Annotated in this window: 16 protein-coding genes; 4 read left to right on the forward strand and 12 right to left on the reverse strand. The window is 52.1% G+C overall.

What is annotated here, in order from left to right; all coding sequences use genetic code 11:
• Positions 1–24: 24 nt before the first annotated feature.
• The 3 genes from MKD49_RS03635 to MKD49_RS03645 form a co-directional block, all read right to left on the reverse strand.
• Positions 25–510, reverse strand: coding sequence for a DUF421 domain-containing protein (locus MKD49_RS03635; protein ID WP_121043181.1), 486 nt, complete (start codon positions 508–510; stop codon positions 25–27).
• A gap of 189 nt (positions 511–699) precedes the next feature.
• Positions 700–978 (reverse strand): general stress protein, encoded by a 279-nt coding sequence (locus MKD49_RS03640; protein WP_252695489.1) that lies wholly within the window; start codon positions 976–978, stop codon positions 700–702.
• A gap of 97 nt (positions 979–1,075) precedes the next feature.
• Positions 1,076–1,618 (reverse strand): CinA family protein, encoded by a 543-nt coding sequence (locus tag MKD49_RS03645; RefSeq protein WP_227022754.1) that lies wholly within the window; start codon positions 1,616–1,618, stop codon positions 1,076–1,078.
• A gap of 883 nt (positions 1,619–2,501) precedes the next feature.
• Here MKD49_RS03645 and MKD49_RS03655 point away from each other — a divergent pair.
• Positions 2,502–2,849: a hypothetical protein gene (locus tag MKD49_RS03655; protein WP_252695490.1), complete on the forward strand. Its 348-nt coding sequence runs from the start codon at positions 2,502–2,504 to the stop codon at positions 2,847–2,849.
• A gap of 13 nt (positions 2,850–2,862) precedes the next feature.
• Here MKD49_RS03655 and MKD49_RS03660 read toward each other — a convergent pair whose 3' ends face one another.
• The 3 genes from MKD49_RS03660 to MKD49_RS03670 all read right to left on the reverse strand — a co-directional run bounded on the left by MKD49_RS03660 (position 2,863) and on the right by MKD49_RS03670 (position 4,458).
• A complete protein-coding gene (locus MKD49_RS03660) occupies positions 2,863–3,084 on the reverse strand; it encodes a hypothetical protein (protein ID WP_121043187.1) in 222 nt (73 codons plus the stop codon).
• Between the two features lie 135 nt (positions 3,085–3,219).
• Positions 3,220–3,582 (reverse strand): hypothetical protein, encoded by a 363-nt coding sequence (locus MKD49_RS03665; RefSeq protein WP_252695491.1) that lies wholly within the window; start codon positions 3,580–3,582, stop codon positions 3,220–3,222.
• 405 nt (positions 3,583–3,987) lie between these two features.
• Positions 3,988–4,458: an Lrp/AsnC family transcriptional regulator gene (locus MKD49_RS03670; RefSeq protein ID WP_209567419.1), complete on the reverse strand. Its 471-nt coding sequence runs from the start codon at positions 4,456–4,458 to the stop codon at positions 3,988–3,990.
• Positions 4,459–4,566: 108 nt separating this feature from the next.
• Between MKD49_RS03670 and MKD49_RS03675 the strand changes: the two genes are divergently transcribed.
• Positions 4,567–5,130, forward strand: a complete 564-nt coding sequence (locus tag MKD49_RS03675; RefSeq protein ID WP_252695761.1) for an alpha/beta hydrolase — start codon at positions 4,567–4,569, stop codon at positions 5,128–5,130.
• Between the two features lie 199 nt (positions 5,131–5,329).
• On the opposite strand, the gene MKD49_RS03680 is transcribed toward MKD49_RS03675, so the two are convergent.
• From MKD49_RS03680 to MKD49_RS03705, 6 genes are all read right to left on the reverse strand, one after another.
• Positions 5,330–5,584: a hypothetical protein gene (locus MKD49_RS03680; protein ID WP_252695492.1), complete on the reverse strand. Its 255-nt coding sequence runs from the start codon at positions 5,582–5,584 to the stop codon at positions 5,330–5,332.
• Between the two features lie 188 nt (positions 5,585–5,772).
• Positions 5,773–6,069, reverse strand: a complete 297-nt coding sequence (locus MKD49_RS03685; protein WP_209567421.1) for a barstar family protein — start codon at positions 6,067–6,069, stop codon at positions 5,773–5,775.
• Between the two features lie 93 nt (positions 6,070–6,162).
• On the reverse strand, positions 6,163–6,867 hold the full coding sequence (locus MKD49_RS03690; RefSeq protein ID WP_252695493.1) for a hypothetical protein: 705 nt from the start codon (positions 6,865–6,867) through the stop codon (positions 6,163–6,165).
• A gap of 126 nt (positions 6,868–6,993) precedes the next feature.
• On the reverse strand, positions 6,994–7,659 hold the full coding sequence (locus MKD49_RS03695) for a hypothetical protein (protein WP_252695494.1): 666 nt from the start codon (positions 7,657–7,659) through the stop codon (positions 6,994–6,996).
• A 107-nt stretch (positions 7,660–7,766) separates the two neighbouring features.
• Positions 7,767–9,041: a hypothetical protein gene (locus tag MKD49_RS03700; RefSeq protein ID WP_252695495.1), complete on the reverse strand. Its 1,275-nt coding sequence runs from the start codon at positions 9,039–9,041 to the stop codon at positions 7,767–7,769.
• A gap of 91 nt (positions 9,042–9,132) precedes the next feature.
• Positions 9,133–9,699, reverse strand: a complete 567-nt coding sequence (locus MKD49_RS03705; RefSeq protein ID WP_252695496.1) for a hypothetical protein — start codon at positions 9,697–9,699, stop codon at positions 9,133–9,135.
• A 492-nt stretch (positions 9,700–10,191) separates the two neighbouring features.
• On the opposite strand from MKD49_RS03705, the gene MKD49_RS03710 reads away from it, so the two are divergent.
• Together MKD49_RS03710 and MKD49_RS03715 are read left to right on the forward strand one after the other, a co-directional pair.
• Positions 10,192–10,569: a response regulator gene (locus MKD49_RS03710; protein WP_252695497.1), complete on the forward strand. Its 378-nt coding sequence runs from the start codon at positions 10,192–10,194 to the stop codon at positions 10,567–10,569.
• 175 nt (positions 10,570–10,744) lie between these two features.
• Positions 10,745–11,899 carry a sensor histidine kinase gene (locus MKD49_RS03715; RefSeq protein ID WP_252695498.1) on the forward strand — a complete coding sequence of 385 codons (1,155 nt, stop codon included), beginning with the start codon at positions 10,745–10,747 and terminating at the stop codon, positions 11,897–11,899.
• Positions 11,900–12,079 lie beyond the last annotated feature (180 nt).

Raw genomic sequence — 12,079 nt, forward strand, 5'->3', positions numbered from 1 at the left:
GTGGTTCATACACCTTATCCGTGTCTAACGCCTCTTGAGTACACTGATTTCGCCGTCGCTTTCCATCGTCATTAGTTCTATCTCATTTAGGGACGTGGCATTACTTTCGCGCACCTTAGCTTCTATCTCTTCAGTAGTCACGAACTCTTTGCGCATATTCCGGCGCATTAGCTTCCCGTTTTTCACCAATATGAGCGGACGAGGCTCAAGGACTTTTCGAAGCGCTGCGGAGTGGTAACTGGCGATATCGATGAGGTAGTTCCACGCCATTAGCGTGACCACCAGCAATAAGGCATCGGGCACAGTATCGGAATCCCCACTCATACCGTTTTGAGAAGCATCGGCAATAATTACCACCAGCAGAAAGTCACCTACTCCAACGTTGCCAGCGTCCCTCCTCAGCACAAAGCGGAAGAAGACAAAAAGGAAGAGATAGATAAGCGTGCCACGAATAATGATTTCAAGTGGCGAGACGCTAAAGCTGATCAAGTCATCCCATTGAATTTGCATTATTGCTCCTGCCCCTCATTAATTCTTGGCCTTGAGGTCGGGTGATGCATCACGAATGAAAAATCGTCGGCTGGGGTGGGTAAATTATTTAGTAAAGTTGTTCCATGCTGACTGAGCCGCGCCACCGCACAGCTATGTCGACGGTAATCAAATAAGGGTCCCGCAGGACCCTTATTTGTTTCGTGCATGTCAGCGGTTGTCGCCGCTGTTGCCGCCATGGCTGTTCTGGCCGCCCTTGCGACCTGCTTCGCGGGCTTCTTCCGAGCTGAACTCGTGTGCCGTTCCCTTTTCGTGAGCGGCCTTACCACCTTGGCTGGCGATCTCGCGTTGTTTGTTCTCGTCCATCGAGGCGAAGCCACGGTTGCTAGTCGAACCTTGATTTTGCTGATTTGCCATCATGAGCTCCTTGTGGTTAATCGAAGTTTTCAGAACATGCCGTCGAACCGATTCGGGCGCGACGTGGTTCAAGCATATGAGGTCCACGCGGTAGGCTCTATCGGCGATGGGCGCAACCCTGTGAACGAAATTGCTGACGGATTCGCCAGATCATCTGAAGATGAGCCTCTTACAAGCGTCGCTCGTCTTCGTTCCCTAAAAGGCGAATGGCTTCGTTGATCGCGTGAAGCGCCGCTGCATGGCGCACCGCTTGACGATCGCCGTCGAAGAAGCAGGTGGAAGTTCGGAGCTGCTGCTGGGCACCGCGCTGCCACAGCCAAGCAAAGCACACTGTTCCGGCTTTAGTGCCATCGGGCGCATCGTCCGGCCCGGCCACTCCAGTATTAGCTATCGCCAAACTTGCATTGCAACCTGCCAGACCACCACGCGCCATGCGTTCCGCGACGTATTCGCTCGTCAATCCATGGGTGTCGATCTCATCCTGTGTAACACCGAGCATGCAGTGTTTAGCCTCTACCGTATAGGTGACAAAGGCTCCCTCCAACCACGCTGCACAACCTTCGACGTCACCGAGTCCGGCGGCAATAAGACCTGCGGTGCAGGATTCCACGGTTACCAGATGCATCCCCTGTTTTCCAAGTATATGGCCCAGCCGTTCACCTGAACTTCTCATCGCTCTCATCGTGGTCTCCTTGAATGGAATTTGTGGCATGTGTCCTCCACTGGTCCGTCAACAGGACGGTCTCTTGCACCTGCAGGCCCCAGAATCAACCTGGAGGAGTATGGGGTGCCGCAGTTACGTGAGCGCGCTACAATCGGCCTAGCTCAATGAGTCGGCCACGCTCTTCGGCCGACGCTACTACCTCAACGGCTCATATACGGGCTTCATCCCCTACATGACCGACACTGCCAGCAACGTCAACGACGTGAACAAGCTGCGCGAGGCTAACGGCACGGAAGATCCCGGGATATGAGAACTAAAATAGTTTATGCCCGAGTGTAAGGAAAAACCCGATAGCCGCCCTACTCCTATGCCAGCATCATCCGATGGCTTAGTTTGGTGCTAGGGGCCGTTCGCTTGTGAAGAACAGGTTCGATTTCTTACCAGCTGAACTATTTCCTTGGCGTGGACAGAAATTGAATAACACAAAGACGCTCGACCGTTGTACCAAAGCGGGGCTTGTCGCTTGAGGGGTGCCGATTATTTTTTGCGCATTTCTTTCCGGCCCTAGCGCCGCATCGCTTTTCCTCGTTGAGAACATCATCGAGCTTCCATCGATTTTCGCGCACTCTCTTCAAGCAAGGCTATTCGCAGTAAGCCTCAGCTATCCCCTAGTTTTTCTCGTTCAGTTTCACGGCATGAAGCTCTGCACGAAGACGAGAAGGACGAAATGCGCATTGTTAATCGGATGGTCAGGGCTCGTCGTCTACGTCTCTATGCTTTCGTATAGTGGCTTCTTTTGAATAGGAACATGGTGTCTTAGTCGAGGAACTGGAAAAAGCGTTCAACGCGAACGCAAAATCGCCTCTTTCGCGCAGCCGCACGTGACATAGGAATGTCGTGCGATTACAAGCCAAAATAAACAGGGGAACAAATGTTTGAGGTGTTGTTAAAGGAAATACTGGGACGATATACGCGGTCGATAGAGGAGATAGAAAAAAAAGCTTCACGAGGGGAAGTCGTCGGTGATTTGATACGAAGACAGGTAAGAAGCTGCTTAAATGAGATGCAGGCGGTGGGCGCACAGCCTGACGATATCCGCGCGGCTTTTGACGATCTAGAACATCCTTCATCGGCGGTCTTCACCTCAATGGAACCAAGGGTTTCTAGACTCCTGACGGCGATGAAGCTGCACGTTGACTTTTTGCTCTTTATAGAAGAGCAGCAGAATTTGAATTCTTCCTCGATTAAGAAAAATGGCGAGGGCTTCGGCTTTCATTAAACTAGCGCAGCCATCACTCACTTGGTATGCGTGAGATTTTCAAATGTGCCGTCCAGATGGCAATACTTCGCATGCTCTGAAAGTCAGGATATACGGTCGCGGTATCGCGGATGAGTTCAATATCTGAGCCATTACGCAGCTCAACCGCCATTCGCCAGCCCCCATCAATTTCATAGCCAATGACGGTAACGTCGTAGCCACGGTACTTGAAGCTAAAAGTTTGAGAGGTGGACATACGTATTCGTTAAATCGCTCACTGCGCGGTGGCTGTGTGGAGCTGATGGATGCCAGGTGAATACTTTTCGGTCTTCTGCTTCAGACGTGAATTATATGCGTCCCAAGAAATGAGACAAGCTAAGCCATAGAACCGCTAATGTTGAGCACCACCGCTGCTCTTGAAAAATCTTTCGCATGAGGTCTCCAACAACGGCATTCCCGCCTGCACGCAAAGCCTGGCCTGCGCGAACTCAACCACCCCACGCTCGGTCTGGCGTCGCTCGATCCGCTTGATGACCATGCGAGACGCCTTGATGGCATCCACCTGGACATCCACCAGCTCCATGATGACCTCGCCGCTGTCCCACTGCAGCCGGGCACCTTTGGTCGGCCGACGACGGTCACCATCCTCGAAGACTCCCACGCGTAACTCGCCGATATTGCGCGCCTCATCGCCCAGCAGCTCGCGGGCAATCTCTACGCCATTAAGGCGCATCTGATAAACGATCACTTGCATGCTCACCTCACGCGCGGCAGCGGCTTTCAGTCGGTTGTGTAATGCGGCGTCTCGTTCTCGACGCGCGCCGCCCAGAGATGCAGTCCACCGCCACTTTGCGGCCCTCGATGTGTGCACCACTCATGCTCCAGCCGGCCACGTCGATGAGGAGGGAACAGGCGACGCAATCCACATGGTATTGATTCAGGTCTGGCGAATCGGCGGTGTAGTCAGCGCCGGTCCGGAAAAATCTGCATGCAGCTTGTACGTGATGGTTCGATTCCGCCCATAGCACCAGCACACAAGAGTTTCCCGCTTATACTGGAAACCGATTTCTATCCAAGAATTAGATATTTCAAGGGCATGGGCGACGACTTACTGCTGACTGGGATCATATTCACCACAGACCTCAATCGCAAAGATGATTCAAGCCCTTGAAACGATAACTTTCGACGGGTAACTTGCCAGAATTACTGAAGTGGTAACTGGCCCAAACCGTGCCAGCACATCGATAGCAGCTTCCAGCTGTGCCATCTCTTGAACCACGACACGCACAATGAAGCAATCTTCCCCAGTTATGCGGTGCGCATCAATAATCTCTGGCATCGCCTCAAAGGCAGCCAAGCAGCGTTTGATCTCCGCGTGAGTGGTACGAATCCGCACCATTGCGGAGATATTGTGGCCCACCAGGCGGGAATTTATTCTTGTCGTATAGCCTTCAATAACACCTCGGTCTTCTAATTTTTTTATGCGTGCCGTGATGGCCGGTTGAGATAAACCAATCTGCTTTCCCAGCTCAGTATTACTAATGCGCGCATTGTGTTGAAGCGCCTCTAAGATGCGCCAGTCCAGGCGGTCTAATGCCTCCGCTTTAATTTCATTTGCCGAGTTCATCATCTTTCGTTAATTCATTGATTCAATGCCACCAATTCATTCGAATGTCGATGTTGCCCTAGTTCCGGCCTCAATACAATGAGCGCTGTTTCATCAATGGAGATTGCGCAAATGCATCATTCCGTCCTTGTGGTTCCCGGTATTGGCAATTCTGGCCCTTCTCACTGGCAGAGCTTATGGCAGTCCTCGCATCCGGATTGGCGGCGCCTCATAGTCGGAAATTGGGACAAAGTAGAATGCGACGACTGGGTATCTGCCCTGGAACGACAACTTGTCAATGCTCCTGCAAACACCCTGCTGGTTGCACATAGCCTTGGATGTCTAGCGGTGGCACATTGGGCCGAACAATCGGGGAAGAAGATTGGTGGAGCCTTGCTGGTCGCAGTTCCCGATCCAGCGGCACCTTCATTTCCGCGTAGCTCGGCGCATGGATTCTCACCTTTACCTCTGGTTCCCTTAAGGTTTCCGTCAGTCGTCGTCTGCAGCGCCGACGATCCCTACGGTAGCGTGGAACACGGCCGAGAATGCGCCAATGCCTGGGGCAGCGAGTTCGTCGAGGTTGGAGCGAAGGGACACCTAAATACGGAAAGCAACCTAGGCGCTTGGCCGGAAGGACTTAATTTGCTCGCAAGATTGTCCACTTCCATCGATTGCGGCAGAGGGACGCTAAAGTAAATATACTCATCAAGGAAAGAGAATTCCAGTTGCGTTTCCAATCGAACAAAGCTCAATACGGGCTTGTGACGCGACCAGCCTCTAAAGGTTAGAGCACTGTCGAACATTTAGAGGTTGTTCATTTGCGGACATTCACCAGCGGCCTGCATGTCAACTCCCGGCCGATAGCGGAATAAATGCGAAGTTAGTCCGGGCAATCCTACTTGGCCCGTATCTCGTCGGAGACGAAGCCGAGGTCGCAGACGGAACAATAATAACCCTCAACAAATTGCTGCAGAGGTGCATCGCTGATTTTCTCTGGATTGCATTCATCCACTGCGAGTTGATCCTTGCGCTTATACCCAGCGCGCTCCTCTAAAAATAGGGCCTTTGGACTCGCTCGACCAATGAGGACTGTTTTCTTACGGACATGCGTGTTTGAGCAGCATTTTGGACAGGTATCAGTATTTTTCATCGCAATATCCTCCCAGACTTGAGTGCTTTCCATCACAGATATTGTCCGATTGCGGATGCAACGCATCGCACTTTATCATCGCTGCCGCTGACCATAGGGATGTACGTCTCGCTTTTCGCCCTTATTGCGTTGACTTGTTGAACGACCGCTTCGGGCCGATTACGAACAACAAAATGCTGCGGACCAAATCACATCAATGATTTGGTGAGAACGATCTGCACACAAGAACTTTCCGGCAAGTCCTTCGCGATACGTTGCAACCCTGCATATAGCCGAGGATTTCGCTTTGCGAACTCATCTACATTCATTAATTCAATTTGACACGGTCCAGGCCAGCCTGGGCCGCCAGCAGACACCGCATCCCATAACGCTTCCAAATTCCGCCCAAAGATATTTGAACCTTCAGGCTGAACCGCTTTGCAATAAAGGCTCCAGAAGTCGTCATCTGTTTCTACCGTGGCGCAGTCCAGAATGATTTTTTTCATGCTTCTTGGGATATGAAAGAGTCTGCTTCTGACAGCGGTTTCAACCGAGAGCAGTCAACAGATCAATACGCACGAGATAGTATCAAGCCTTCATCAGGAGTAAACAATCGTCACCACGCCAAAATAGATGAATAGGAGTATTCCAGGCAGATGAAACCATGAAAATTTGTATCCGAACAGAATTGAAATTTTCTTCTTTTTCGCCTCTGCGGGAATCTGAGCCGGCTTGACAGGCGGCACGATCTCAGATGGCCATGTGAATGGCAAATCGTTGTCCAAGGGAGGCCACGATTCAAACCGATGAGCGTAAGCGTCGAAATTGAATTCTTCAAAATGAGCAAGCTCTTGCATGGCCACTTCAACGGCAGCATCTCCCTTGACACTTACTGCATCACCATCCGCACGAAGATATCCGCCGGTTTCTTTTGCAAGGATTGCCATCGCCAGAAGCTGCATCACTCCCGCAGCAGGACTTCGGCCTGCAGATGTTCTGGATCCAGCAACATAGCTACAGGGACTTCCAACCCCAAGCCGCGTGCGCCGTTTTTTCCCGCGCCCACCAGAGGGTGAGACACCGTAACCAAACGCGACCAGCAATGGGACGTCTGGCTCCAGTCTGCATATGCGTGAGGGGGTACCGGTGATTTTCAAATATAGAGCACCGACTGGAGGAGACTCTGTTAAAACAAATTCCGGATGAAGTTCGACACCGAAGCCCAGGTCGGCAAAAGCCTGAATGAAGCGATGATTGAGGTCATCCGTTTCTGGCCCTAAAAATGTCTGAATACTGATACTCATTGCAGAGGAATTTAGTCAGAAAAAATTAAGACGACTTGGACGAAAGTTGAATTCCACGAGGAAATCTAGTCCAGTCTACTTCTGGCCGATTGCCGACTTAGACAAGACTAGCTATTACGCCCGGTACTAGTCTTTCCAAAACTGCCACCAATGCCTCTTCTTTTCCATGGCTTTGAAGAAGTAGCAGCTTGGTTCAAGATTAGTGTCCCAGGGACAGACGCCGAAGTTTCCAACCATACCTTCTTCCAGAATGCGTTTGGTAAGGAAGTATTCGGGCACTTCAATCTCTCGATTACCTTGAAAATATATTTTCTGCCACTCTTCCCTTGGACAGTCCTCCTCTTCTAGATAGAAGTTTGCCGATAGCCAGTTACGTTCAAAGTCTTTTGCTGTGCCGTACTCAATGAGTGCCTGTCGATGTGCACTACCAACGGTTTGCAGTCGAGAGCGCGTTCTTTTACCGCCTTCAAAGAAGGCGTATCCATAGCTGCCACCGGAATCATAATGACAGAAGGCCATGAACAGATGAGGAGAGCCGAGTCTACGATACGTTTGAGTAACGTCGGTCTGAGGGAATTCGAGGAGATCCCAGACGAGGTCGTTATTGCAGACAAAATATGCGTCTTCAAAGCGTTGGACCATGACATCACCTGGATTTCGAATGTCGAACTGGCCAATATCGGGATGCTCAATCTGTACGACCTTGGTGCCGAACAAACCTGAAACAAATGATTCGATATCAACCAAAGGTTCTAACGGTCTAAATACGATTCCCGCTTGCGCTATGCCCATCACTCGATTTGCTTTCGATAGAACAAAAAGGTTGAGGTGCCACCGTAAGTGAATTCGCGCCCGTACTCGCTCTATGTAACGGTCGCGTCCGATGCATGAATTTTCGTTTACTTGCTGATGGTGAATTCCGGATAGGTCATGGAATCATTTCCCTCCTTGGTCTGAATAGCCACGCCAAGGTCTTGCAGGAAGGCGAATTCAGTGCGCCTACCGTTGGCGAACGTGCAGTCGAGCAGCACGGCCGATCCAGTCAAGGTCGCGTTGATGTCTGAGGCGGATATTGTTTGTGCGATCTTGCAGGTTTGCTTGCTGGCCTCAGGGGCGCGCTTGGGGGTGCTGCCACTTTGCATCACACTCTCGAACGTCAAGGTCTCGCCCGCAGCCAGAGTGGCAGGAAGGGTGAGCGTCAGGTCGGTTGTCAGAGCTGGTCGGCCCGATGCAGCGACTCTGTTGATATAGATCTCGGCGCGCAGCTGCTGCAGGCCGGCAAAGGAGACTCGGTCTACGTAGAAAGTGCCGGAGTAGTGTTCGCGGATATGCAGCAGACCATTCACGTTTTCAACCTCCTTGAGCATCGTGAAGGGCTTTTTCCCGTGATAGGAGAGTTGCATGGATATCTTGCTGAAACGCGGGCGCCATACCGAGGCTTGAGGTGCCGCAGCATCAATAGCGGCCAGCACATTCGCGGGCGGGTCCGACTCCTCTGGCTCTTGTGATGAGAGCGGTGGCAGATCATCCGAGCCAACGTCGGGCCGTTCGGTCTTGAGAACGGCGGCAGTCACTGCACCTTGCAGCGAACATGAAACGCGCGTGGCATGCTTGTTGTTCTCCATTCTTTCGATGATGAATGCGCGTTCGATGGTGTTTTTCTGCGGCACGCTGCTTGAACCCGTTTTGATGGCGATCCAGTCAGAGCTACCGATCTTCACCTCCGTGCGGGCGTAGTCTGTTCCGTCGGGGTGGAGGCGATCGGCGTTACTCACCATCGGCCGTAATTTGCCGATGACCTCTGCAACGGTGCCGTCGACGATGAATCCCCAGTAGTAATAGCGTCCCAATTCCTGGAGGTCGGTTATCTCATCGAAATAACCCAGCAGCTTGATGTCACCCACGGTGACGGGGGCGGCGAAGTTGACCTGGTTGTCGGGGGCGTTCTTGCGATCCTTGACCTTGATCCAAGCGAGTTCGTCCTTTCGTTCCAGCGCGGGCAACACCTGGCTCGCCGCACCATCCTTCGCGAGTACGCGGAAGAAGCTGCTGTTGCAGGCGGTGAACTCGCGCATGGTCTGTTCTGCCATTTGCGCCGTGGCTGGCAAGGCCATCATGGCGATACTTGCAAGCATGGCTGCGCGTGCCGCCTGCATGAGGTTTCTGCGTTTCATCTAATCTTTCCCCTGTCTTTATTTCTACATCGGCGTCTCGTTTCGAGTGCATTGCCCCCAATGCGGCAAGAGACTGTATTTCACCTCGTTACTACTTCGGGCAGCCCGGAACGCCAAAACGCGTCGGGTTCACGCCAACCTGCTTGATGGGTACCGGCTTCAGGCCTTCCGTCTCGTCCAGCTCCAGGACGTAGACCATGCATACTTCCGTACTGGTCGTTTTCTCACCGGACCACCAGGATTTGCTCTTGCCCGTTTCGTAGCGCTTGTCGCTTGTCACCAGATAATGCGCATCCTTCCTGGGTTCGAATCGCAGGTTGATCGTGCAGGCGCGCGCGGAAGCGTTGCGGCCGATCTGGCGGTAATACCGCAGGAGTTGCGGGCTCCCGGCCGGGATCTTCAAGGTCTTGGGCGCAGGCCGCGTTTGCTGCAGATCGCGCACGTTGCCGCTCGCGTACAGCGTCGGAAATTCCAGGCATCCATCCTCGTCGGCACGGCCATAGGAGAGACTGGATTCGCCATATTCATTGCCCAAGGCGATGGTGAGCGTTGCGCTAGCCTGGTCCGGCAAGGGTTCCTTGTACGGCTGGACGCTGCCGCATGCGGATACCAGGAGTGTGGTGGCGGTAATGAGGGAAACTGGATAGACGTTCTTCACGATCTGTGGCTTGGTTAATTGAAATGCAACAAGCGACCGTGCAGATACTGATCATCTTGCCGAGTGGCAAGATGTTAATTGATGCTCGGTGATTTTTGTAAATTTTCTTTAATTGCGAGAATTTATTGTGTGATTCTTAATCAGTAGTTCGACGGTTCAATTCCGCGCATCAGCACCATTTACAAGGTTTCCAAGCTCGCGCTTGGAAGCCTTTGTGCTATTGCCCCACCGCTGTGCTATTCAGTCAGACTGCAGGGGCTCCTTGATGCGGTCAAAATACACACAATGTGTGGCTCTTTTCGGCTGCCCCCACCACCTTTAGCGAGGATCTCCTCCGCTCTGCCCAGGGTCCGCACGAGTGGTTGTCCTACTTATCTGTAGGAAAATTTCTCTGATTATTGAGAAAATGGCTGATGCCCTTTTGCATGGGCCCGCCCGACAATCACGGTTGGAGCCGGTGTTCTTGCCGGACAATTTATCCCCAACTCGCATATGAATGGAACCGCAGGCACACGCACAATTCTTGTTGTGGAAGACAACGCGGACGTCCGTGCACTCTATTCTGAATTGCTGCGAAGCGAAGGCTACCGCGTCCTTGAAGCGTCAAACGGGTCTGTGGGCATAGGGCTTTTATTGGACGACGCTGCAGTGGTGGATGTCATCCTTACCGACTTACGCATGCCTCTGATGGATGGTTTGGAGTTGGCCAAAACGCTAAAATCCAACGAGAGACTTTCGGCGATACCCATTGTGCTTTTAAGTGCCACCCCTATGGCGAATTCCTGGTACGCAAGAAAATACTTTTCTGCTTTGCTGATTAAGCCCTGTCCATTGAATTTACTGCTTTCGACTATCGAAGCCCTCCTGTAACTAGCCACGTACGACAATGAAGTACCGACAGACAATTGAGCGCCGATCGTCACAATGCGCTAGTCCACTTTGAATTTCCCGCTAACATTTCTCCTGACGTACAGCGTAGCCAAAGACCTTCAAAATGCGGAGCTTGCAAAACGGTCTCGCATTAAACGATTCAAGAAAGAGAACCATGTCCGAAAGACCAATTTTGCGATTGTCCGACTTCATTCGGTCACGTATGGAGCCCATTCTCGAAGCTTGGGAGGGATTTGCAAAGACGATTCAGCCACCTGCACTTACGATGGATTCGAAAGCATTGCGAAATCATGCTTCGCTGATGCTTGCTGCAATTGCTGACGATCTGGACAAGGCACAGACTGAGGCACAAGAGATTGCAAAGTCTGAAGGACGGGCGCCCAATTCTCCCCACGACACTGCCGCCGAGACCCACGCCATCGCCAGATTATTGTCGGGTTTCAGCGTGGATCAGCTTGCCTCTGAATATCGTGCTTTACGCTCCAGTGTGCTGAGGCTCTGGGCTAGAGAGTGGAAAGAGGGAAACGAGACAAATGTGGACGATATCACGCGATTTAATGAGGCGATTGATCAAGCCCTTGCCGAATCACTTGCCAGATATTCGAAGTTACTTGATCAGTCGCGAAATCTCTTTCTGGCAATACTGGGACATGATCTTCGTAATCCACTCGGCGCGACAATTCAGGGTGCCCAGATTATCCTGCTGGCGGAGGACATCGACGATCGGCACCGCAAGATCGCGGCCCGCATATACAACAGCGGCCAGCGCATGGGAAAGCTGGTAGCTGATTTGCTGGACTATACCCGTACCCATCTGGGAACCGGTCTCCCGCTCCATCTCACTTCCGTCAATATCGGGGAGATCGCACAAAGTGTGGTTGAAGAAATTTCCACTTCCCATCCCGACCGGGAAGTAACGTTAAAAAAGTCCGGTGACTTGAATGGAAAGTGGGATAGAGAACGCGTCGCGCAGGCAATTTCCAATTTACTCGGCAATGCTGTTCAGCACGGCCTGGCAGAAGAACCCATCGGCGTAGAAATCACCGCAGCGCAAGATGAAGTCATAGTATCCATAAGTAACAAGGCCCCCCGAATACCAGAAGAAAAGCTTCAATCAATTTTCGATCCCCTGGTGCGCCTTGTGGCCGAGGCCGATGAACCGGCCAAGCAAGGTGGGAGCATGGGGCTTGGGCTCTATATCGTTCGCGAGGTGGCCAGTGCGCATGGCGGATCAGTTAGCGTACGCTCTTCCGCGGACGAGGGGACGACATTCACCATCCGCCTCCCGAAAGATCAATCCAGAAGCTAAATAGTTGGCAAGAGCAGCTCTCGCCCAAAGTTAAATTTTCCGATGTGTCTGGACTACCTACTTATCCGTGGAGAAGACGGACACATCAGTAATCCGTTCGCCTTGAGGATTCTTCTGGTCGTACAGGCAAGCCGGAATACGACAGGCAGAGTACTTCATGCCCAACCAGTTCGGTCGCTT

The sequence above is a fragment of the Herbaspirillum sp. WGmk3 genome (genome assembly GCF_023952535.1).
GTDB classification, from domain to species: Bacteria; Pseudomonadota; Gammaproteobacteria; order Burkholderiales; family Burkholderiaceae_D; genus Herbaspirillum; species Herbaspirillum huttiense.